This window comes from Rhizobium sp. L9, assembly GCF_002531885.1.
Lineage (GTDB): Bacteria > Pseudomonadota > Alphaproteobacteria > Rhizobiales > Rhizobiaceae > Rhizobium.
The window spans coordinates 146,056-166,936 of sequence record NZ_NWSZ01000023.1; the positions used below are offsets into that span (position 1 = coordinate 146,056).

The following is a 20,881-nucleotide window of genomic DNA, read 5'->3' on the forward strand; positions in this document are numbered from 1 at the left end:
CGAACTTTAATTTAGAGATAACGCAAGCGCGCGGGGCCGAAAGCCATTGATGGCGCCGAATCGTCTTTTTTGGCGTGAATCGGATACGGCGTGCATCAAATGGACAGCCGGCGTTTTTGGCGCCTTGATTAAAAGCTAACGCGCCCCCGCCTGACGCACTGCACCGGCAATGTTTCCCTGGCTCGGATCAGCTCGCCGATAGAGGCGGCCCCCATCTTGTGCATGACGTTGCTGCGATGCAGCTTGACCGTCACTTCGCTGATGCCAAGGTCGAAGGCGATCTGCTTGTTTAGGCGCGCCCGCGTGCCACTTCGTGCAGAACCTCCCGTTCGCGCTGCGTCAGCGTCTCCAGCCGTTCGATATTGCGATTGGCGATCGCCGCTTCCGCTCGTCGTTCGCCGTCCATAGAAATGGCGGCGGTTACGGCATCAAGCAGCGTCTGATCCCGCGCCGGCTTGGTGAGGAAATCCACGGCGCCGGCTTTCATCGCCTGGACGGTCATCGGGATATCTCCATGGCCGGTCAGGAAGATGATCGGCTTGGCAATGCCGTTCTCGGCCAGATGGCTCTGCAGATGGAGACCGCTTGCCCCCGGCATGCGCACATCGAGGATCAGGCAGCCGGGTCTGTTCAATATATCCGCGTCGAGCAGTTCGCGCGTCGAAGCAAAGCTGACCGGCTGAAAACCGGCCGACAGGATCAGCTCCGACAGCGCCTCGCGAATGGATGCGTCGTCGTCCACGATCATGACGAGCGGCTGATCCTCTTCACGTTCACGCTGCGCTGACAAAGGCGCCGATCTACGAACGAACGGCTGGTCAACCCTCATGTCACCCTCCATCTCTCGATTTGTGTAAGGCATTGGCGATGGCCGCGATCAGGGCCTGGGCATCGAATGGCTTGCGGAAGAGTGGCTCTACCGATCGATGGAGGCTTAGCGGCCATCTTGAATTCTGCCGAATGAAGTAATACCTTCTTCTTGGAGAGTATTACAAAGGCGCTCGCTATGACCACCACCGTTACTGCGAAAGGGCAGGTGACGATTCCGAAGCCTGTACGGGACATGCTCGGCATCGTTCCTGGCAGCCAGGTCGATTTTCATCGTGCTGCCGACGGCAGTGTGGTTCTGACCCGCGCCGACAAGAAGCGGCCGGCGAGCCGCTTTGAGAAACTGCGCGGCCATGCCGGCAAGGGCCTCGATACCGACGCTATCATGGCTTTAACGCGCGGCGAAACGTGACCCTTGTTGATACCAATGTGCTCCTAGACCTCGTAACCGACGACCCGGAATGGTCGGGCTGGTCTATTGCGCAGCTGGAAGCCGCGAGTATCGAGGGCCCCCTCCTCATTAACGATGTAGTCTATGCCGAACTTGCGGTTCGATACGACAGGATCGAGGCGCTGGAGGCCTTTGTTGAACAGGCTGCCCTCGAGATGACGCCGATGCCGAGATCCGCTTTGTTTCTCGCCGGCAAGGTTTTCACGCAATATCGCAAAGCAGGTGGTACGCGCACCGGCGTACTTCCCGCTTTCCTCATCGGCGCTCATGCCGCCGTGCAGCAGCTGCCGATCCTGACGCGAGATGTCGGCCGCTATCGCAGCTATTTCCCCTCGTTGAAATTGATAGCGCCCAGTTCGTGAGGCGAAGACCCTTCAACAAATCTCCTGCAGCGGCGGCTCAAGCTTTTGCGCGGCTCCAACACTGTCGGCCGGTTTGGCCTTCGCACCAAAGGATTTTGACCTCGATCTTTCCATAGCTTGGAGACAGGATGTCGCTTCCGCGGTTGTTCCCGCCTACGACCTCTCCGTCGGTGGCGATGGCGACAGCGAGCTCGGCGAGAAGCTGATGGCTGATGCTGTCATATCGCTTTATGCGGTTGGCCGTCCGCAGGATGTTGTACATCTCTGCAGCGTCATCGCGGGCATGTATTGCCTTCAATTGGAACTCCATTTCACGGTTTTACGGCTTGGTATTTGGCGTGCCTGAACTGATGGCCGTGAATCAGGAACACTCGCTTCCCGTTGCTCAAGCTCCCACCTTCCTTTTTCGTCTGCAGACCGGGATGTGTGGTCGAGGTTACGTTGAACCTGACGACGCCCGCGTCAAAGTCGGGAAGGGGAGTGATGAGCGCGATTTCCATGACAGTGCCTGCTGGCAAGGTGACTTTCGATCTAAACATCGGCTGCCAAAGGGCCTCGAGTTCCTGATCGAGGACTTTCATTCGCTTCTTGTCGCCGGGGCCAGGCTCCTTCGCGAGAATTTTGGTGGTCCAGCCGCCGTCATCGGTCGGTAGCTGAACTGGACCTCTTGGCCCCGCTCCACGTTCAAGGATGGCATGTTTCTCCGCTATCAGTTCTCGCCATCGGACATTCGCTGAAATGTAGTCAGGGTCAGATCCACAGTTAGCGGCATCCCATATCCTGCTGCTGATCCGGTTGTTCTCCACCGTAAACGTCCAGTCCTCATTGAGTGATATCTGCGACCCGACCTGAAATGGATGTGTATTCGGCAAATGGGAATCTCCGGCTATGCACAGACTGCTATTAGTCCACCTTCCGTTTCGCTTGAAGACGGATTGCTGATCTGATCTGACTTGTCCTCCTCTACTTCCGGAATTGCTCTGCCCGAACAGGAGATGATGTTGACGGAGAAGGTTATGCCATTGGCCGAGCGGCTGGCTGCCCTCGAACAAGTGGAACGAGGGCTCGTCCGCGGCGCGTCCGGCGTGCTTACGACAGGGGTCAATCTGACCGTCGTCGACACGTTCATTCTCGGCGCGATTAAACGCACGCTGTCGCAGTCGCTTGCGTTCCGAACCCTGGTGAAGGGCTGGAACTTTTCCTCGGCCGCCGTGATGGTTCGGACCCAGCTCGATACCGCGATGCGGATCAACGGCATTCGGTACATGACCGATATGGAAGCGAACATCGCTGACATTTTCTACGGCAGGACGACTTACCGGAATCTGAGGTCCAAGGACGGCCAGAAGATGACGGATGCCTACCTGAAGCAGAAGCTGACGGAGGAACACGCGTGGGTAGGCCCATTTTATGATGAGCTGTCCGACTTCGTGCATCTGTCGTTTCGCCACTTCTGGCCTGTCCTCGCGGGCACCAACGACGGCGAGAAGACGGCCTACATTGCGATTCATGGCGAGGATCCGAAGAAGGACGAGGCGAACTACTACGACGTGACCGACGGATTCACGAGGGTCACCACTCTGACATCGATGCTGCTCGTCAGTTTCCTGATGGTCAGGCATAACGTCGCACCGACCGACTACAAGTCGATCTGGGGAGTAGAAGAAGAGGAGGAAGGCACTGAGCCGACAGACGCTCCCGCTTGAGGAAATCATGGAACTGCTCAGATGGCAAAAAGAACCCCGACCGTGTGAGGGCCGGGGTTAAGGCAGAGATAGGAACGGAAGATGCCGGGAGCTTGCACTGAGGCCGTCTTCCTCGGCCCGTTGTATCCAGTGTTGCCGTCGGCGGAACCTAGCACAAGTCCCGATTTGCAGCCGACGCCCGAAAGCCTTATGTTATGTGCAGTGACAGGAGATCGATGATGCTTTTGCAGAAGTACCACGAAAACAAGGAGGCCCTGATGCAAATCGGCAAGGAAGCTCTTGCCGAGAGCCGTCGGTTGGGCCTGCCGATTTCTGCCAAGGATCTTGAAAACGAGCGCAAGGATCGCGTAGAACACGAGCATGAAGAGCGCATTCCCGCTGCCATAAGGCAGTAATCGCTTCATGCCGGAATTGTCGTGCATCATCCTCGGAGGCCCGAACGGCTCCGGCAAATCATCTGCATTCGCAAAGCTGAAGCTCGAAGGCGTTTGGATCAACGCCGACGAAATCGCCAAGGCGCTCCCCGAATTCGACGACGGAAAGTCGAAGGAACGGCGAGCCTCCGAAGCTGCGCTCCGCAAGATCGCGGAGATGATCGAAACCCGGCAATCATTCATCTTCGAAAGCACACTGAGCAGCCAGCAGTCCATCCGACTGATGCGCGAAGCGAAGGCGGCCGGGTTCAAGGTCGGCCTCTACTATGTCGCCCTGGATTCCGTCGAGACGAACATTGAGCGCGTCAAGCGCCGGGTCGAAAAGGGCGGTCACGACATTCCGGAAGCTGACATCCGCAGGCGACACAAGGGATCGCTGGAAAAGCTGACCGAAGCCTTGAGGATCGCAGACGAGGTGATCCTCATGGACAATAGCGGCCTGACGCCGCGCGAGGTCTTCGAGATCCGCTCTGGCGTAGTCCTGTCCTTCGACATCGACGATCGGCAGGAGCTGCACCGCCAGTTCTCGGCCAAGGTCTGCGAGGCCTATGGTCTCGTGCGATACGACCGCGGATTCCGGAAAGTGCCGAAGCTGGCAGCTCGTCGGGGCGAAGACGTTGCTTCGGATGCCTCGAAGCCGTCACCTGGACACAGGCCCAGGCCTCCGGGCATGAAGTGAGAGCGGCATGTTCGAACTGATCAACTGCTCGAAACCGTGTACCGGACCATCTCTGCCGATCTCGAAGTATGGATTGAGCAGTTTCCTGAGGGTCTGGCGTGGAACGTCTTTTCCGATTACTGCATCGGAGATCCGAAGAAGGCGAATGACACCTTTGCCTTCGCGATAGTTCTCAACCACGACAAGCAGTTGAACATCGAGGAATACATCGCGGCTGTAGCGCCTAGCGACATCAAAGGATCCCGGTCGTCGTCGGAAGGCCCCATCGAGTACCTGGGCTGCCTCGTTGTCTTCAGCGTCAGCTACTTGGTCGACAAGAAGTCGAAGTTGCTTCGTGACTACATGACCGACGAGAACATCAGCGGCGCTCTGCAGGACATGCGGGAAGTCGTCGAACAGATGGCGAGCATGATCCCGGAGAAGGTTGATTATTACCGGGTAGTGAACAAGCGGCTGGCGAGCTTCCAGACCGAGATGCGAAGGCGCCCCCGATTCTAATCTGGCTCGACAGATTTTTCTCTGTGCGGCCTTCGCCTCGGTTGTCTGTCGGCATCTGGCAGTCAAGAAGAAGCCAAAATTCATCCGCTGGATCAGCGATTGGGATGCCATGTTCGACAAGCACAACAAGGTGGTCTTCGATCTCGCCTTCCTCTATTTCCATCTCCACCGGATGATGAATGGTCAGGATGCTCTCGAGCCGGAGTTCCATTTCGGTCTGCCCGGATGGGACGGAAAGAACAAGTACGCTGAATTTATTCGAGTTGCTGATTACCTCGCGGGCACGCTCGCTGACATCAAGCTTCCAGAGATGACGTTCTCCCATGCGAAGTTCGAACCCATCTTCCGTAATCTCTTCGTCAACGGCCCGGACGCCGCCCTCGTCGAGCTCCTCGCCCGAGACGGAGGTGGGGTCTCGTCCCTACGGCGCCGATCATCTAGTAAAGAAAAAGGCTGCCTCCGGTTGGCAGCCTTTTGTGTCGCGCAACGATTTCGACCACGAACCCTCGCGGTCAATGAACTGCCTCCGTGAAAGGCTTGCCGTAAGGGAAATCTATCCGGCGTGGGGTCCGTCTCCACAGTGAACATGATTGTCGCCGGCGGCGGCTAGGTGGTAGAATGATGCAGACCGAGACGCGGGATCATGCTCCATCCGTGCAGTGCCCCGTCGGCTCGACCTCCAGTCTATCGCGGCCCATGCGCCCCATCGAAGATATGCCGCGCCTTGGCCCTCGGCGCAGCGACGGAATGACGATTGACCAGCGAGCATTCGAGCTTCGTAATTGGATAGCGCTTGCCGGGCATGGTCTGCAGGTTGAGATGTTCAATCGCCCACTGACCCATGGCGAGGTGCGGAAGGACCGAAGTGGTCAACGCCGGTACCAGATGTCTCGAAATTTCTTCGTCGTCGTAACCGACCACCGACATGTCCTGGGGAATGCGAAGCCCGGCATCTTTGAGCGCTTCGTAGCATCCCACTGCAGTGCGGTCGTTCTGGCAGAAAATGGCGGTCGGGGGTTCCTGCAAAGCAAGCAATTGCATCGTAGCGGCGTAGCCGGCACCGGCCGACCAGTCGCCTTCAACGACCAATTCTGGATCGAAGGGTATATCGGCGGTCGCTAGTGCACGGCGGTATCCCGTCAGCCGGTCTTGTGCAGCCTGCATCCAGATTTCACCGGTGATCGTCCCTATGCGATGGTGGCCGTGCGTGATCAGATGCCGGGTGGAGCTCTGGCCTCCGGCGATTTCACTTGGCACTACGGCTGGAAAGGCATGATCCGCCGTGTAGCAGTTCAACAATACCGTCGGGATGTTGAGTTCACAGACATAAGAGGGGAGTTGGACCTCTCTGGTATAGATTGTCATGTATATGAGTGCGGATATGCCCCCGTTCGTCAGCGCCCTGATTGCTTTTGGCTCCATGACGGGATCACCGAGCGTTTGGGTAACCAGCAGCACGTTGCCCGTATTCCACGACGCTTGGCGGGCGCCCTCGATCGCGACGATCGCTTCCGGGCTGGTAGCGAGCTGATCCACGGCGAAACCGATCACGTTGTCCAGGCCCGAATAAGAGGCCTTCATGGTATAGCTTGTCCCCATGTAGCCGAGGGCGCGCGCTGCCTCCAATACGCGGTCGCGAGTCTGCTGCGAGATGCGGGTGCCGGGCGTGTCGTTGAGCACGAAGGAAACAGCAGCCTGTGAGCAGCCGGCCGCCGCGGCAATGTCCATCATGGTCACGCGGGCGGGCTTATCCATTTCAGGATTCTTTTGGGTCTTAGGCTTTCGCATTCGGGGGAAAGATCTCCGGATCTTGGAAGAAGTTACGTTTTAGGTAATTAATATTAGCACTTATCCGAAAGTGCTGGCAATCGCGCGAGTACCTGCAACGATTGGCAATCCTCACTTTGGAACTTCATTCTCGCTATCCCGCGATGAAATGTTTTGATGCGCATTGATAATACTATTTACTAATTAAGATTCTTGTATACCGTCAGAGGGCGATCGGAACCTATGCCACTCGTCGCTTTTGCGGCGGCCCTAGGAGGGGGCGCGCATTCGGCCGGCCGTAAATCGCAAACGGGCCCATGCGACTGCGGCCCCTCGGGAGGTATATTATGAAACAGCTGAAACGGAATGCAGCCTTGTTCCTTGCCGGGCTGATGCTGAGCGCGGCGCCGATTGCAGTATCCAATGCCGCCGACAAACCGACTCTTGCTTTCGTCGTCAACGGAGCGTCTGACTTCTGGAAAGCTGCGGAAGCGGGCGTGAAGAAGGCTCAGGCCGAATTGCCAGATTACCAACTGGAGCTTAAGTACCCTGAGCAGGCATCGGTAGCCATCCAGCAGCGCCTGATGGAAGACCTGGTCAGTGCTGGCGTCAAGGGGATCATGGTTTCCGCAGTCGATCCCAAGACTCAGACCGAGGGCTTGAACAAGATCGGCTCACAAACAGCTCTCTTCACGACCGACAGCGACGCGCCGCAGACCAACCGCGTCGCTTATATCGGCTCATCCAATATCGACGCCGGTTTGCAGGCGGCCGAAATCGCGAAGAAGGCAATGCCGGATGGCGGCAAGTGCATCGGTTTTGTCGGGCTCCTCGGCGCCGATAACGCCAAGGAACGCATTCAGGGCATGAAGGACGGACTTAAGGGCACGAAGATCGAGCTGACGGATGTGCGCGGCGACGATATCGACCAGACACGCGCAAAAAAGAATGTCGAGGATGCGCTGGTGGCCAGCCCGGACGTGACCTGCATGGTCGGCTTCTACTCTTATAACACGCCACGCATCTATGAGGCGCTGCGCGACGCCGGAAAGCTTGGTCAGATCACTGTCGTCGGCTTTGACGACGATCCGATCACGCTCGGCGGCGTCAAAGAAGGCACGGTCGCGGCAACCGTCGTGCAGCAGCCATTCGAATGGGCTTATCAGGGGATGAAGCTGATGGCCGCCTACCTCAAGGGCGACAAGTCCGGTATTCCCAGCAACGGCTTGATCATCATTCCGACAGTGATCATCGGCAAGGATGACGTCGATAAATATGCCGCCAACCTGAAGGCCATGGCTGGAAAGTAATTCTCTTTCGCGGCGGGGGTACTCCCCGCCGCGAAAGATGTTTCATGCCGCAGCACCCGCAGTCATGGACAGGCAATGAATCATAGCTCAGACATCCCGTCACCGGACGCGCCTGCAACGCCGTTCCTTTCGCTTTCCGGCGTTGGCAAGACTTTTCCAGGCGTCGTGGCGCTTGACGGGTTGTCGCTCGACATCGTGCCGGGAGAGGTCATCGGCTTGGTCGGCGAGAACGGGGCCGGAAAATCGACGCTGATGAATATTCTTGGCGGCGTGATCGCTCCGGATCGGGGCACGATCCTGCTCGATGGCGCAGAGCTTCGCCACCTCACCGTGGAGACGAGCATCGCATCCGGCATCGCTTTTGTGCATCAAGAACTCAACCTTTTTGACAATCTCGACGTCGCCGCCAATATCTTCCTGGGCCGTGAGCCGTTGAAAGCGGGACCTTTCAAGTTTGTCGATCGCGCTCGGCTTCGCGAGATGGTGACCCCGCTCTTGAAGCGTGTAGGGGCACATTTTTCCGCCGATACACCCGTTGCTGCGCTTTCCCTTGCCGAACAGCAGATGGTGGAAATCGCCAAGGCACTGTCGATCAAGGCCAGGCTTGTCATCTTCGACGAACCCACGTCCAGCCTACCCCTGGCCGAAACCGAGCGGCTCCTGAACATCATCAAATCGCTGAAAGCGGATGGTATCAGTGTGATCTTCATCTCGCACCGTCTCCACGAGGTTGAGCGCGTAGCGGACCGGGTAGTCGTATTGCGCGATGGCACGCTCGTCGGTACGCTCGCCAAGAAGGACATTGGCCATGATCAGATGGTCAAGCTGATGATCGGCCGGTTGCTCGCGGCCCGGACGGCAAAACCGCAGCGTTCGCCAGGCCCGGTCGCATTGAAGGTAAATGGTGTGCGCACCGAGGCCTATCCCAGCCGTCCCGTTGACCTGGAAATCAGGTACGGAGAAATCCTGGGGCTTGCAGGCCTCGTCGGATCTGGCCGCACCGAGCTTGCAAGGGTACTCTTCGGCATCGACCGGAGTTACGGCGGAGCCATTCTGCAGGACGGACGCCAAATTGCGATCGGTTCTGCTCGGGACGCTGTTGCCCGCGGCATCTTTCTGGTGCCGGAGGATCGCAAGCGCAATGGCATTCTTCTTGATCTTCCGATCGCCCAGAACATCACCCTTGCCGATCTTCCCAGGATTTCTAGCCGCTTCATGGTCTCCGCTGAAAGGGAGATCGAGGCCGCTGAAAAGCAGCGTGTTCGTCTCGGTATCAAAGCGCCCTCCGTTTCGACGCGAACCGGCACTCTGTCCGGTGGCAACCAGCAGAAGGTGGTTCTGGCCAAATGGTTGTCGATGAGCCCGAGGGTAATGATCTTCGATGAGCCAACACGCGGCATCGATATCGGCGCGAAGAACGAAATCTACGGCCTGATGCGAGCGCTTGCGGATGCCGGTGTCGCGATCCTGATGATCTCCAGCGACATGGAAGAGGTGATTGGCGTTTCTGACCGCATCGCCGTCATGCACGAGGGCCAGATCGCCGGCATTCTCGAAGAGGACGAATTCAGTCAGGAAAGCGTCCTTTTGCTTGCTGTCGGCAAAAGCGTAAAATAGCGGCTGCGGCCATTATGGTATCGGGGATGGGTCTCGAATGATCAAGAAAGATCTTGGACTGCTGCTTTTGATCATCGTTGTCGGCGTCGTCGTCGCCATCATCAACCCACGCTTCTTGCTGCCGATCAACCTTGCGAACACCGCCAACCTGATCGGCCTGTTCGGGATCCTGTCAATGGGGCAAGCTTTTGTCATTATTACGGGCGGTATCGAGCTTTCGGTGGGCTCGCTCGTAGCGCTTCTTGGCGTACTGTTCGTCGATTTCATTGCCGTTCAAGATATGCCCTGGACGTTGGCGTTGCCGCTCATTCTCCTGCTTGGCGCAGTCATGGGCGCCGTCCACGGTTGGCTCATCACCCGGCTCAACTTGCAGCCCTTCGTCGTCACCCTTTGCGGTCTCCTGATCTATCGCGGGGCGGCGCGCTTCTATACGGCCGACGGAACGGCGGGATTTGCCTTCGGTCAGAATTTTCCGGAGCTTGAGTTTCTGACCGCGGGGCGGTTCTATGGCATTCCGAGCACCTTCATTGCTATGGTCGTCATTGCCGTAGCCATGTGGCTGGTGCTTCATCGCTCTGTCTTCGGACGTTATCTTTACGCGATTGGAAAGAACGAAGAGGCTGCTCGCTATTCAGGTATCCGGACCGACCGTTTGATTATGACGGCCTATGTCATCTGCGGACTGCTTACGGCGCTTTCGGCGATCTATTTCGCCATGTATACGCGCTCGATCTCGCCGGCCAGCCATGGCCAGTTCTACGAGCTCTACGCGATTGCCGCCGCCGTGCTCGGCGGCTTTTCACTCCGCGGCGGTGAGGGATCGATTGTCGGGGCCGTGCTGGGCACAGTCCTGTTGCAGGAGTTGCAAAACCTTGTGAACCTGCTCGGCATTCCCTCGTCGCTGAACTTCGCTGTCATGGGTGGCGTGATTCTCATCGGGGTCCTGATCGACCAACAATGGCATTCGATCCGCGCAAAGCGACGCCTTGCCTCCGCCGCACGGCAGACTGAATCCCGTCTGCCAAACGAAGGAAGCTTGCCGGTGGTTGCTAACCGGGACTAAGAAGCAGCCAGGCGGATTGTCGGCTGCTCATCAAGGACATAGTGCCATGACCACCGGTATATCGCCGCAAGCGTGGCGTTGGCCGACGCTATTTGGACGAAAGCGATCGCCCATCGCCGCGGTGAAATTGCCGGTTTGCCGTACGAACGGCAAGACGGAAAGCCCCAAGCATTCTCGAACCGCACGACGCTTTGATGTGTCGTGCTGATCAACGGCAACAAAACCTGAAGGATGACCGGCTACCGTTACCTTGAGCCTGTCTGTGCCGCGGGAGCGTGCCGCAAAAACGCAATGAATTCCAAATGCATAACGAGAATGAAGGCCTTGCCCGTCGGCATCGCGAGCGGTGCGAATCACCGCCGTCCAATCCGCCAAACCTCCGCGTTTCGGAGCCCGTTTTACTGGCTCTGATGCGTGTTTTGGTTAAGCATTTGTAATCCAGCCACGAATCGCGGCATATAGTAACTGCGCAACTGAGGCGCTTTCGTTCAAAATTGCGCAGTTATTTGGGAAAACCAATATGCAGCCGAGGCTTGCTCTCCAAGACGATCAAGAGCATCTCCCGTCACTTCTGGCAACAGATGCGCAGGAGTTGTCCTATCAACTTCAGCAGCATCAGGCGAAAATCTTTCCCCCTTTGTCGCAAAAGACGATCAGGACATTTTCTCCGGCGGAGGCTGCGGCCTTCATCGGCATCGGTGAAGGTTATCTCCGGCAGGTGGCCGCTGATGGCCATGGTCCGGATCCGCTGGCAAACGGTCGACGGCTCTATAGCGCAACCGACATGGACCGGATCCGCCGGGTCCTCGACGAGCGAAACGGCACGCCGAAATATGTGCCGGCCCGCAGGCCGGGCGAAAAGCTCCAGATCGTCTCCGTGATGAATTTCAAGGGCGGCTCGGGCAAGACCACGACCGCGGCCCACTTCGCGCAATTCATGGCGCTCCGGGGCTACCGCGTCCTTGCCGTTGACCTCGACCCGCAGGCGTCCCTGTCTGCTTTGTTCGGCCATCAGCCGGAATTCGACGTCGGTGAGGGCGAAACGATCTACGGCGCGATCCGCTATGACGATCCGCGCCCGATCGCCGACATCGTGCGCGCCACCTATACGCCGAACCTGCATCTCATTCCCGGCAATCTCGAACTGATGGAATTCGAGCACGAGACACCGAAGGCCATGACGTCGGGTAGGGCCGAGACGATGTTCTTTGCCCGCATCGGCGAGGTGCTGACCGATATCGAGAGCCTTTACGACATCGTCGTCGTCGACTGCCCGCCGCAGCTCGGCTTCCTGACAATGTCGGCGCTCTGCGCCGCGACCTCGGTGCTGATCACGGTTCATCCGCAAATGCTCGACGTCATGTCGATGTCGCAGTTCCTGACGATGACCAGTGAACTCATGTCTGTCGTCGAGAAGGCCGGCGGGCGCACCAGCTATGACTGGATGCGCTATCTCGTGACGCGGTTCGAACCGAATGACGGGCCGCAAAGCCAGATGACCGGCTTCATGCGGGCGATCTTCGGCAATCGCATGCTCCACAACGCGATGGTGAAATCGACGGCCGTTTCCGATGCCGGCGTCACCAAGCAGACACTCTACGAAGTCGAGCGCTCGCAGTTCACACGCGGAACCTATGATCGGGCGCTGGAGTCGCTGAACCTCGTGAACGGTGAGATCGAAGCGCATATTCGCTCCACCTGGGGAAGGAGATAGGATGGCGCGCAAGAACCTGATCGAATTTTCCGCACCGAGCCCGGCAAGGGCGGAAGCGGTCGCGCCGCGCGAAAATCGTCCAATTGCCGGCTTCGTGCCGCAGGAGCGCAGTGGCGGGCCGGTCGGCGGCATTACCAAGACGCTCGGCAACATCACCGAGAAGATGGAGCGCGCCAGCGCGCTGGAGCGGCAGCTTGCCGCGGGCCAGATGATCGTCGAGCTCGATCCCGGCCTGATCGACGCGTCTTTCGTCAGCGATCGCCTGGCGATCGATGCTGGCGAACTCGCCGAGTTGGTCGAACAGATCCGCGAGCATGGGCAGCAGGTCCCGATCCTCGTGCGTCCGCATCCGGAAGCCAAAGGCCGCTATCAGGTCGCCTATGGCCATCGCCGCCTGGCGGCCACGAGAGAGATCGGCATCAGAGTCCGCGCGGTCGTCCGTGACCTGACCGACGGCCAGCTGGTCGTCAGCCAAGGCCAGGAAAACAGCGCCCGCACCAATCTCTCCTATATCGAGCGCGCGCTCTTCGCGTCGCGGCTCGAGGAACGCGGCTTTGCCCGCGACGTCATCATGGCGGCGCTGAGCGTCGATAAGGCGGCGCTGTCGAGGATGCTGATCGTAATACGGCAGGTGCCGTTGGCGCTCATCAACGCCATAGGTGCTGCGCCTGATATTGGCCGGCGGCGATGGCTGGAACTCGGCGAGCAGCTCGAAAATGCCGATGTCGAGAAGATCATCGCGGAGTTGTCCGCGGACGACGCGCGGAAGATGACGAGCGACGAGCGGTTTCACCGGGCTTTCGTTCTGGCAAAGAAAAAGGCCGCGGCATCGAAGCCGGCAGTCGTCAAATCCGAGGTCAGCGGCGTGCCGGTGACCGTTAAAAAAACAGCATCCGGCGCCACCTTTGTCTTCGACGGCAAGACTGCGCCCGGTTTCGACCAATTTGTCCAGGAACGGCTACAGGGCCTGTTCCAGGAGTTTAAAAAGCACAGAGGAGCGTAGCGCGCAAAAGAAAAAGGCCCCAACGACGCCGTCGTGGAAGCCCTTCTCAGATCTTAAGCACATCGAGAATCGCATTTCCACGAATCACAGTCAAGCGTCTTAGGCACCAAAGTGGTGGACTGATTTCTTTTGCCTGAACGAAGGTGAAGGCAAATGGAGAGTGGATATGTGACGACGCCCTTTGGGCGGCGGCCGATGTCGCTTGGCATGCTGGCAAGCCAGCAACTGGCCGACAGCATCGAGCCCGGGATAAGACGTAGCAAGTGGAAACTGTTCAGGGCGATCTGCGAGGCGCGGCCGGCGCTTGGTGTGACCGATCGGGCGCTGACGGTGCTCGATGCGCTGCTGACCTTCTATCCCGATGACGAGATTTCCGAGGAGAAGGGCCTGATCGTCTTTCCCTCGAATGCGCAGCTTTCGCTTCGCGCCCGGGGTATGACGCCGGCGACGCTGCGGCGGCATCTTGCCGTGCTGGTCGAGGCTGGCTTGATCCTCCGCAAGGACAGCCCGAACGGAAAGCGCTATGCGCGTCGCGACAGGGAAGGGGAGATCGGTGAGGCGTTCGGCTTCAGCGTCGCGCCACTGCTGGCGCGCGCGGTCGAAATCGAAAACCTGGCCGCCGAGGTGGTTGCCGATCGAGAACTCATCCGGGCGACCAGGGAGCGCCTCACCGTGTGCCGGCGGGATATCTCGAAGCTGATCGCAGCAGCGATCGAGGAAGGTGTGCCTGGCGACTGGGAGCAGATGTCGCTGATGTTTCGCGGTCTCGTACGCAGGATTCCACGCGTCGCGGGGGCCGAGGAATTGGCTTTACTGCTCGACGAGATGGGGCTGCTGCGCGACGAAGCCGTCAACCTGCTGGAAAGACATATAAAATTACAAAAATTAGGCGTCAATGAGTCTCAAACTGAGCGCCACAAACAGAATTCAAACCCCAACTCCACATCTGAATTTGAACCAAGCTTCGACACGAAGCAGGGCGCGAAGCCGGTGGCCGACAATAGACCTGTCGCCGGGCCGCAAGACGAGCAAAGATTGAAACATCCGGCATCTGTCGGCGCAATGAGCGGCAGGAAATTCGGCGCGGCTGAACCGGCGGCGGGACAGACGCTGAAATCCTTCCCGCTTGGCCTCGTCCTCCAGGCCTGTCCGCAAATCCTCGCTTATGGGCCGGGTGGAACGATCGGCAATTGGCGCGACCTGATGTCGGCTGCCGTCGTCGTCCGCTCGATGCTCGGCGTCAGCCCCTCGGCCTATGAGGAAGCCTGCGCCGGCATGGGGCCGGAAAACGCCGCGACGGTGATCGCCTGCATTCTGGAAAGGGGCGGACATATCAATTCGCCGGGTGGTTATCTCCGCGATCTCACCCGCAGGACCGAGAGAGGCGAATTTGCGATCGGTCCGATGCTGATGGCGCTGGTGCGAGCAAATGGTGGAGTGCGGCGCGATGCCGGCTGATGGACTCCGGCTGCAGCACAGTCGGCCATCGAGTGATTGCTCGGTCAGCGCGGCGGCGTGGTACTTTCCCGCAGGATCAATTCGACGGGCCACAATTCATGGATCTCGTCTGCGGGGCGGCCAGCGATGAGCTGTAGTGTCAGCTCGGCGCAGCGTGTGCCCGCGGCACGCATGGAAGATCGTGTGGTCGAAAGCGACGGGACCATATTCTCGGCCGTCAGATAGGGGAAGACGTCGTCATGGGCGATGACGGAAACATCCTGTCCGACCGTCATCCCAAGCGAACGGACGGCTCGGTAGACACCAAGAGCTGTCATGGTGGAACCGGCAACGATGGCGGTCGGGGCATTGGCGCTCTCCAGAAAAGAGCGGGCGTGGCGAAAGCCGCTCTCGTCGGAAAATTTATCGCAGACCATCAGGCTGGGATCTGCGGTGAGCCCACGCTCCTGATGGGCTATCCGAAAACCCTGTTCGCGATGGATTGAATAGGTCTTACCACGTAGGCCATTGATCATGCCGATGCGCCGGTGCCCGAGATCGAGCAGGTGTTCGGTCACTCTGCGCACGGCATTTTCATTGTCGATATCGAGCCAGGCATGAACGTGCTCGGTCTCCGAGCGGCCGTGGACCAGAAAAGGCACGCCGAGGCTGTTCAGCATCTCGATCCGTGGGTCCCTGGGACGGGGCGAATGAATGATCACGGCGTCTACCCTGCGGCTTTCGACCAGGCGCCGGTAGGCCTGTATCTCGTCGTCGTCATTATGCGCGGTAATAGGTGTGATGAGAATATCCGTATCGGTCGTTTCCAGGCGCTGCGCCATCCCCGACACGAATTCGGCAAAATGAATTTCTCCTGAACGCCCCATCATGACGCCGATCGCTCCGGCTCTTCCAGTCTTCAGGCGCACGGCATTGATATCGGGGCGATAGCCAAGCCGCATTGCTTCGCTCGCAACCCGCGCGCGCGTGGCTTCGCTCACCTCCGGATAGCCGCTAAGTGCGCGGCTGACCGTGGTCGGAGAAAGCCCAAGCTGCTTTGCAAATTCACGAAGTTTCATCGATGTCTTCTTTGTCCGGGAAATCAATGGACGATGCGTTGATGATGCGCAACGGGCAAGTGCTGATTCAGTTCAAATTGAAACCGGTTTCAATTTTGTGACGTTGAAATGTCGGCTGCGGATGCCGAATATACGCCCTTATCCGCGCAGCTTGGCTATTATTATCATACAAATACAACCTCCAGAAGCTGGTTTTGGTGTCTTGACGTCATCAAAGCCTTCTGCGATGTTCCGTGTGCCAAATCGATTTCAATTTCTGGGAGGAGATTATGAAAAACTTTGCTCTGGCTTTATCCGCGATTGGACTTGCTCTCGCGGCCGGCCCCATCCACGCCGCAGAAATTTCGTTTGCCGCGAACACGACCGGGAAAAACGTCGAATTCCTGAACAAGCAGCTCGCGATTTTTGAGAAGGAGACCGGCAATCAGGTGAAGCTCGTCACCATGCCATCGTCGAGCAGCGAACAGTTCTCGCAATATCGCTTGTGGCTTGCCGCGGGGAACAAGGACATCGACGTCTATCAGACCGATGTCATCTGGGCGCCGCAGCTTGCCGACCAGTTCATTGATCTGAAGGAGGCCACCAAAGATGTGGCTGGCCAGTTCTTCCCGTCGATCATCGCTTCGCAGACCGTCAATGGCCGGCTCGTGGCGCTGCCGTTGTTTACCGATGCTCCGGCGCTGTTCTACCGAAAGGACCTGCTCGAGAAATATGACAAGCTGCCGCCGAAGACCTGGGACGAGATGGCCGCAACCGCCAAGGAGATCCAGGATAAAGAACGGCAGGCCGGCCAGAAGGATCTTTGGGGCTACGTCTTCCAGGGCAATTCCTATGAGGGGCTGACCTGTAACGCTCTGGAGTGGGTGAAGTCGTCGGGGGGCGGCCAGATCGTCGAGCCGGACGGGACGATCTCGATCAACAATGAGAAGGCGGCATCGGCGCTCGAACGCGCCAAGGGATGGATCGGCACGATTTCGCCGCCGGGCGTGCTCGCCTATCAGGAAGAGGAATCGCGTGGTGTCTGGCAGACCGGCAATGCCGTCTTCATGCGCAACTGGCCCTATGCCTATTCCCTCGGCAACGGCGCCGACAGCGCCGTGAAGGGCAAATTCGACGTGATGACGCTGCCGGTTGCGGCCCCCGGCGACAAGCCATCCTCGACACTCGGCGGCTGGAACCTGGCGGTGTCGAAATATTCGGAAAAGCAGGAAGCAGCCATCGCGCTCGTGAAATTCCTGGCGTCGAAGGACGTGCAAAAGGCTCGCGCCATCGAGCTGTCCAATCTGCCGACACTGACCGACCTTTATGACGACAAGGATATTGCCGCCGCGCAGCCCTTCATGCCCAACTGGAAACCCATCTTCCAAGATGCGGTGCCGCGTCCTTCGGCGACAGCCAAGGTGAAATACAACGAAGTGTCCTCGAAGTTCTGGACGGCAGTGCACAATACGCTGTCCGGCAGCGGCTCGGCCGCCGAGAACCTCGAGCTCCTGGAAGCCGACCTGACGACCCTTAAGGGCGACGCCTGGTGAGTAGCGGGACCGGCGGCCGAGAGGGCGTCGGTCCAGTCTCCGGAGGGCTAAACGGAAAGGCGTTTCATGACTGAAATCGTAGTTCCACAAGCAATTGAACCCAAGGTTTCCAAGCTCAGAGCCTCTACCGAGCTGCGATCCGAGCGCGTCCGGTCCGCCTGGATTTTTCTGGCGCCGACGCTGTTGATCCTGGCAGTTGTCGCGGGCTGGCCGCTGTTCAGAACCATCTATTTCAGCTTTACGAATGCGTCGCTCAACGACCTTGGCAATGCTGAGTTCGTCGGCTTTGCCAATTATTTGTCGTGGGTGACGCTGAAGAGCGGAAAGACCATCTATCGCGGCCTGCTGTCCGATCCGATCTGGTGGACTGCCGTCTGGAACACTGCCAAATTCACCCTCCTTTCGGTCGCGATCGAGACTGTGCTCGGATTGATCGTCGCACTGGTGCTGAACGCGCAGTTCGTCGGGCGTGGCATCGTTCGGGCCGCAATCCTCATTCCCTGGGCGATCCCGACCATTGTTTCGGCCAAGATGTGGGCCTGGATGCTCAATGATCAGTTCGGCATTCTCAATGATATTTTGCTCGGCTTCGGCCTGATCAGCGAGAAGATCGCCTGGACCGCCAATCCGGAAACGGCGATGGTGGCCGTGCTGATCGTCGACGTCTGGAAGACGACGCCCTTCATGGCGCTTCTGATCCTTGCCGGATTGCAGATGGTGCCGGGAGATATTTATGAAGCGGCCAAGATTGACGGCGTCAACCCGGTCAAGGTTTTCTGGCGTCTGACGCTGCCGTTGATCCGGCCGGCCATCATGGTTGCCGTGATCTTCCGGATGCTGGATGCGATGCGCATCTTCGATCTGATCTATGTTCTGACGCCCAATAATGCGCAGACGAAGACCATGTCGGTCATGGCGCGCGAGAACCTGTTCGACTTCGACAAGTTCGCCTATGGCGCCACCGCCTCGACGGTGCTTTTCCTCATCATCGCCTCTGTCACCGTCCTCTATATCTGGTTCGGCCGCGTTAAGCTCGGCGGGGAGGAACGCTGATGCTGCTTTCGATCACCAGGAACACGCTTTTCTACCTGCTCGTTACGACCATCGTCATCATTGCAGTTTTCCCGTTCTACTATGCGATCCTCACCAGCCTGAAGACCGGCACGGCCCTTTTCCAAGTCGATTATTGGCCGACCTCGATCTCCTTCGGCAACTATGCTTCCGTCATGGGGCAGGGCAGTTTCGTTCGCAGCCTTGCGAATTCCGCGATGATCGCCTGCGTCGTCGTTTCAGCATCGCTGCTGCTCTCGATCACCGCTTCGTTCGCTTTGGCCCGGGTTCACTTCCGCGGACGGGCACTCTTGATGCTGACCATCCTGTCGGTCTCGATGTTTCCTCAGATTGCCGTGCTTGCGGGCCTCTTCGAACTGATCCGCTGGATCGGCATCTTCAACACGCCCTTCGCGCTGATCTTTTCCTACGTGATTTTCACCCTGCCATTCACTGTCTGGGTGCTGACGACCTTCATGCGGGAATTGCCGATCGAGATCGAGGAGGCGGCGATCGTCGACGGCGCCTCGCCATGGGTCATCGTCACTCAGGTCTTCATGCCGCTGATGTGGCCGGCGCTGGTGACAACAGGGCTGCTCGCTTTCATCGCCGCCTGGAACGAGTTTCTTTTCGCGCTGACGTTCACATCGTCCGATACGCAGCGGACGGTGCCGGTCGCCATCGCCCTGCTGTCGGGCAACAGCGCGTTCGAAATTCCCTGGGGCAACATCATGGCGGCTTCGGTGATCGTCACCGTGCCGGTTGTCGTGCTCGTTTTGATATTCCAGCGCCGGATCATTTCGGGGCTGACTGCCGGCGGCGTCAAGGGTTGAGGGAGTAGAACATGGCAGAGATCCGACTGGAGAACATCCGCAAGAGCTTCGGCGCTTTCGAGGTGATCAAGGGCGTGACGATGGAGATCCGCAGAGGCGAGTTCATGGTGTTCGTGGGCCCGTCCGGATGCGGCAAGTCTACGCTGCTCAGGCTTATCTCCGGGCTCGAGGACATTACCTCGGGAACCCTCGCCTTCGACAATGAGACGGTAAACCGACACGCGCCGTCGAAGAGAGGGATCGCCATGGTCTTCCAGTCCTACGCGCTCTACCCGCATATGACGGTCTTCGACAACATGGCGTTCGGCATGAAGCTTTCCGGGAGCAACAGAGACGAATGCCGCCGGCGCGTCGAGCAGGCGGCCGGCATGCTGCAGCTCTCATCCTATCTGGACCGCTTGCCGCGACAGCTTTCCGGCGGACAGCGTCAGCGCGTCGCAATCGGCCGGGCGATCGTGCGCGATCCCAAGGTCTTTCTCTTCGACGAGCCGCTGTCCAATCTCGATGCGGCGCTTCGCGTCGCGACAAGGCTTGAGATCGCCAAGCTTCATCGCAGCATGCACGGTACGACGATGATCTATGTGACGCATGATCAGGTCGAGGCCATGACGCTGGCCGATCGGATCTGCGTGCTGAGGGACGGCGTCGTCGAGCAGATCGGCACGCCGCTGCAACTTTACGAAAGCCCGAACTCGGTCTTCGTCGCCGGCTTCATCGGTTCGCCGAAAATGAACTTCCTGTCGGGTGGGCTGGCGCAGCCCTATGACAGCCATACGATCGGCGTGCGCGCGGAGCATGTTCGCATTACGGCCGAGTCTCCTGTTTGGAGAGGCACGGTCATCCATTCCGAAATCCTCGGTTCCGATAGCTTTGTCTATCTGGATATCGGGGAGGATGAGCCGCTTGTCGTGCGGGAGGCCGGCGTCGCCCGTCATGAGCCGGGCCATACGCTTGGCCTCGCGCCACTTGCCGGTCACATCCACCGTTTCAGCCGGTCGGGCCGGGCGCTCGAACGTGAATCCATGCGGGCAGCCTGATCTTCCAGGCATCGATGTCTTTCCCGAAGCTCGATCCGCTTCAACTACAAGGAGAAAACGACGTGACCATACGCACCGTTGTCTGGGGTGAAAACATCCATGAGAATACCAACTCGATCGTCCGGGGCATCTATCCGGAAGGCATGCATACGACCATCGCCAATGCGCTGAATACCGATCTTGGCATCTCGGCGACGACGGCGACGCTGCAGGAGCCGGAACATGGCTTAAGCGAAGCCCGGCTTGCCGAAACCGATGTCTTGACCTGGTGGGGCCACAAGGATCACGGCGCGGTGTCAGACGTCGTCGTCGAGCGCGTCGCCAAACGCGTCTGGGAAGGCATGGGCCTTCTCGTGCTGCATTCCGGCCATTTCTCGAAGATCTTCAAGCGGCTGATGGGAACACCCTGCGCGCTGAAATGGCGCGAGGCGGGTGAGCGCGAGCGGCTGTGGACGATCAACCCGCGCCATCCGATCGCCGC

The 20,881-nt window shown here is 58.7% G+C and carries 22 protein-coding genes and 2 pseudogenes; 18 read left to right on the forward strand and 6 right to left on the reverse strand.

Annotated elements, in window-relative coordinates; all coding sequences use genetic code 11:
* Positions 1-135: 135 nt before the first annotated feature.
* Both CO660_RS22680 and CO660_RS22685 read right to left on the reverse strand, forming a co-directional pair.
* Positions 136-829, reverse strand: a pseudogene (locus CO660_RS22680) (response regulator transcription factor).
* A gap of 1 nt (position 830) precedes the next feature.
* A pseudogene (locus CO660_RS22685) lies at positions 831-908 on the reverse strand (response regulator); the annotation flags it as partial.
* 98 nt (positions 909-1,006) lie between these two features.
* Between CO660_RS22685 and CO660_RS22690 the strand changes: the two are divergent.
* Entirely contained in the window at positions 1,007-1,240 is a 234-nt protein-coding gene (locus CO660_RS22690) for an AbrB/MazE/SpoVT family DNA-binding domain-containing protein (protein ID WP_064693019.1), read from the forward strand.
* Positions 1,237-1,641, forward strand: coding sequence for a type II toxin-antitoxin system VapC family toxin (locus tag CO660_RS22695; RefSeq protein ID WP_097600596.1), 405 nt, complete (start codon positions 1,237-1,239; stop codon positions 1,639-1,641). Before CO660_RS22690 ends, CO660_RS22695 begins: the two co-directional genes overlap by 4 nt.
* A 37-nt stretch (positions 1,642-1,678) precedes the next feature.
* On the opposite strand, the gene CO660_RS22700 is transcribed toward CO660_RS22695, so the two are convergent.
* Together CO660_RS22700 and CO660_RS22705 are read right to left on the reverse strand one after the other, a co-directional pair.
* Positions 1,679-1,903: a hypothetical protein gene (locus CO660_RS22700; RefSeq protein ID WP_141504896.1), complete on the reverse strand. Its 225-nt coding sequence runs from the start codon at positions 1,901-1,903 to the stop codon at positions 1,679-1,681.
* Positions 1,904-1,952: 49 nt separating this feature from the next.
* Positions 1,953-2,513 carry a hypothetical protein gene (locus CO660_RS22705; protein WP_097600598.1) on the reverse strand — a complete coding sequence of 187 codons (561 nt, stop codon included), beginning with the start codon at positions 2,511-2,513 and terminating at the stop codon, positions 1,953-1,955.
* A 129-nt stretch (positions 2,514-2,642) separates the two neighbouring features.
* Between CO660_RS22705 and CO660_RS22710 the strand changes: the two genes are divergently transcribed.
* The 5 genes from CO660_RS22710 to CO660_RS22730 all read left to right on the forward strand — a co-directional run bounded on the left by CO660_RS22710 (position 2,643) and on the right by CO660_RS22730 (position 5,490).
* The gene (locus CO660_RS22710) at positions 2,643-3,347 is read left to right on the forward strand and encodes a hypothetical protein (protein WP_141504898.1); all 705 of its coding nucleotides are present in this window, start codon (positions 2,643-2,645) and stop codon (positions 3,345-3,347) included.
* Between the two features lie 215 nt (positions 3,348-3,562).
* On the forward strand, positions 3,563-3,742 hold the full coding sequence (locus CO660_RS22715) for a hypothetical protein (RefSeq protein ID WP_097600600.1): 180 nt from the start codon (positions 3,563-3,565) through the stop codon (positions 3,740-3,742).
* A gap of 7 nt (positions 3,743-3,749) precedes the next feature.
* Positions 3,750-4,460, forward strand: coding sequence for a zeta toxin family protein (locus CO660_RS22720; RefSeq protein WP_097600601.1), 711 nt, complete (start codon positions 3,750-3,752; stop codon positions 4,458-4,460).
* 36 nt (positions 4,461-4,496) lie between these two features.
* The gene (locus CO660_RS22725) at positions 4,497-4,958 is read left to right on the forward strand and encodes a hypothetical protein (protein WP_097600602.1); all 462 of its coding nucleotides are present in this window, start codon (positions 4,497-4,499) and stop codon (positions 4,956-4,958) included.
* A 109-nt stretch (positions 4,959-5,067) separates the two neighbouring features.
* Positions 5,068-5,490 (forward strand): hypothetical protein, encoded by a 423-nt coding sequence (locus CO660_RS22730; RefSeq protein WP_097600603.1) that lies wholly within the window; start codon positions 5,068-5,070, stop codon positions 5,488-5,490.
* A 152-nt stretch (positions 5,491-5,642) separates the two neighbouring features.
* Here the strand turns inward: CO660_RS22730 and CO660_RS22735 are convergent, their stop codons facing one another.
* On the reverse strand, positions 5,643-6,746 hold the full coding sequence (locus CO660_RS22735; RefSeq protein WP_097600604.1) for a LacI family DNA-binding transcriptional regulator: 1,104 nt from the start codon (positions 6,744-6,746) through the stop codon (positions 5,643-5,645).
* A gap of 326 nt (positions 6,747-7,072) precedes the next feature.
* On the opposite strand from CO660_RS22735, the gene CO660_RS22740 reads away from it, so the two are divergent.
* The 6 genes from CO660_RS22740 to repC all read left to right on the forward strand — a co-directional run bounded on the left by CO660_RS22740 (position 7,073) and on the right by repC (position 14,890).
* Positions 7,073-8,035: a sugar-binding protein gene (locus tag CO660_RS22740; RefSeq protein ID WP_097600605.1), complete on the forward strand. Its 963-nt coding sequence runs from the start codon at positions 7,073-7,075 to the stop codon at positions 8,033-8,035.
* Between the two features lie 75 nt (positions 8,036-8,110).
* On the forward strand, positions 8,111-9,652 hold the full coding sequence (locus CO660_RS22745; RefSeq protein ID WP_085781631.1) for a sugar ABC transporter ATP-binding protein: 1,542 nt from the start codon (positions 8,111-8,113) through the stop codon (positions 9,650-9,652).
* Between the two features lie 37 nt (positions 9,653-9,689).
* Positions 9,690-10,715: an ABC transporter permease gene (locus tag CO660_RS22750; protein ID WP_097600606.1), complete on the forward strand. Its 1,026-nt coding sequence runs from the start codon at positions 9,690-9,692 to the stop codon at positions 10,713-10,715.
* A 520-nt stretch (positions 10,716-11,235) separates the two neighbouring features.
* Positions 11,236-12,429: a plasmid partitioning protein RepA gene (gene repA / locus CO660_RS22755; protein WP_097600607.1), complete on the forward strand. Its 1,194-nt coding sequence runs from the start codon at positions 11,236-11,238 to the stop codon at positions 12,427-12,429.
* Position 12,430: 1 nt separating this feature from the next.
* Entirely contained in the window at positions 12,431-13,432 is a 1,002-nt protein-coding gene (gene repB / locus CO660_RS22760; RefSeq protein WP_097600608.1) for a plasmid partitioning protein RepB, read from the forward strand.
* Positions 13,433-13,585: 153 nt separating this feature from the next.
* Positions 13,586-14,890 carry a plasmid replication protein RepC gene (gene repC, locus CO660_RS22765; RefSeq protein WP_097600609.1) on the forward strand — a complete coding sequence of 435 codons (1,305 nt, stop codon included), beginning with the start codon at positions 13,586-13,588 and terminating at the stop codon, positions 14,888-14,890.
* A 44-nt stretch (positions 14,891-14,934) separates the two neighbouring features.
* Here repC and CO660_RS22770 read toward each other — a convergent pair whose 3' ends face one another.
* Complete coding sequence (locus CO660_RS22770) at positions 14,935-15,948, reverse strand: substrate-binding domain-containing protein (protein ID WP_097600610.1); 1,014 nt, start codon at positions 15,946-15,948, stop codon at positions 14,935-14,937.
* Between the two features lie 269 nt (positions 15,949-16,217).
* On the opposite strand from CO660_RS22770, the gene CO660_RS22775 reads away from it, so the two are divergent.
* The 5 genes from CO660_RS22775 to CO660_RS22795 all read left to right on the forward strand — a co-directional run.
* The gene (locus CO660_RS22775; RefSeq protein WP_097600611.1) at positions 16,218-17,480 is read left to right on the forward strand and encodes an ABC transporter substrate-binding protein; all 1,263 of its coding nucleotides are present in this window, start codon (positions 16,218-16,220) and stop codon (positions 17,478-17,480) included.
* Positions 17,481-17,546: 66 nt separating this feature from the next.
* A complete protein-coding gene (locus tag CO660_RS22780; RefSeq protein ID WP_097600612.1) occupies positions 17,547-18,533 on the forward strand; it encodes a sugar ABC transporter permease in 987 nt (328 codons plus the stop codon).
* Complete coding sequence (locus tag CO660_RS22785; protein ID WP_097600613.1) at positions 18,533-19,363, forward strand: carbohydrate ABC transporter permease; 831 nt, start codon at positions 18,533-18,535, stop codon at positions 19,361-19,363. Before CO660_RS22780 ends, CO660_RS22785 begins: the two co-directional genes overlap by 1 nt.
* A gap of 11 nt (positions 19,364-19,374) precedes the next feature.
* A complete protein-coding gene (locus tag CO660_RS22790) occupies positions 19,375-20,400 on the forward strand; it encodes an ABC transporter ATP-binding protein (protein ID WP_097600614.1) in 1,026 nt (341 codons plus the stop codon).
* A gap of 62 nt (positions 20,401-20,462) precedes the next feature.
* Positions 20,463-20,881 (forward strand): ThuA domain-containing protein (locus tag CO660_RS22795; protein WP_176536351.1); only part of this gene is annotated, 419 nt, incomplete at its 3' end.

Excerpts from the sequence above, each read along its gene's own strand:
- CO660_RS22690 (WP_064693019.1), top strand. The coding sequence starts at position 1,007 with ATGACCACCACCGTTACTGCGAAAGGGCAGGTGACGATTCCGAAGCCT.
- CO660_RS22700 (WP_141504896.1), bottom strand. The coding sequence starts at position 1,903 with ATGTACAACATCCTGCGGACGGCCAACCGCATAAAGCGATATGACAGC.
- CO660_RS22715 (WP_097600600.1), top strand. The coding sequence starts at position 3,563 with ATGATGCTTTTGCAGAAGTACCACGAAAACAAGGAGGCCCTGATGCAA.
- CO660_RS22720 (WP_097600601.1), top strand. The coding sequence starts at position 3,750 with ATGCCGGAATTGTCGTGCATCATCCTCGGAGGCCCGAACGGCTCCGGC.
- CO660_RS22730 (WP_097600603.1), top strand. The coding sequence starts at position 5,068 with ATGTTCGACAAGCACAACAAGGTGGTCTTCGATCTCGCCTTCCTCTAT.
- CO660_RS22735 (WP_097600604.1), bottom strand. The coding sequence starts at position 6,746 with ATGCGAAAGCCTAAGACCCAAAAGAATCCTGAAATGGATAAGCCCGCC.
- CO660_RS22740 (WP_097600605.1), top strand. The coding sequence starts at position 7,073 with ATGAAACAGCTGAAACGGAATGCAGCCTTGTTCCTTGCCGGGCTGATG.
- CO660_RS22745 (WP_085781631.1), top strand. The coding sequence starts at position 8,111 with ATGAATCATAGCTCAGACATCCCGTCACCGGACGCGCCTGCAACGCCG.
- CO660_RS22750 (WP_097600606.1), top strand. The coding sequence starts at position 9,690 with ATGATCAAGAAAGATCTTGGACTGCTGCTTTTGATCATCGTTGTCGGC.
- repA (WP_097600607.1), top strand. The coding sequence starts at position 11,236 with ATGCAGCCGAGGCTTGCTCTCCAAGACGATCAAGAGCATCTCCCGTCA.
- repB (WP_097600608.1), top strand. The coding sequence starts at position 12,431 with ATGGCGCGCAAGAACCTGATCGAATTTTCCGCACCGAGCCCGGCAAGG.
- repC (WP_097600609.1), top strand. The coding sequence starts at position 13,586 with ATGGAGAGTGGATATGTGACGACGCCCTTTGGGCGGCGGCCGATGTCG.
- CO660_RS22770 (WP_097600610.1), bottom strand. The coding sequence starts at position 15,948 with ATGAAACTTCGTGAATTTGCAAAGCAGCTTGGGCTTTCTCCGACCACG.
- CO660_RS22775 (WP_097600611.1), top strand. The coding sequence starts at position 16,218 with ATGAAAAACTTTGCTCTGGCTTTATCCGCGATTGGACTTGCTCTCGCG.
- CO660_RS22780 (WP_097600612.1), top strand. The coding sequence starts at position 17,547 with ATGACTGAAATCGTAGTTCCACAAGCAATTGAACCCAAGGTTTCCAAG.
- CO660_RS22785 (WP_097600613.1), top strand. The coding sequence starts at position 18,533 with ATGCTGCTTTCGATCACCAGGAACACGCTTTTCTACCTGCTCGTTACG.
- CO660_RS22790 (WP_097600614.1), top strand. The coding sequence starts at position 19,375 with ATGGCAGAGATCCGACTGGAGAACATCCGCAAGAGCTTCGGCGCTTTC.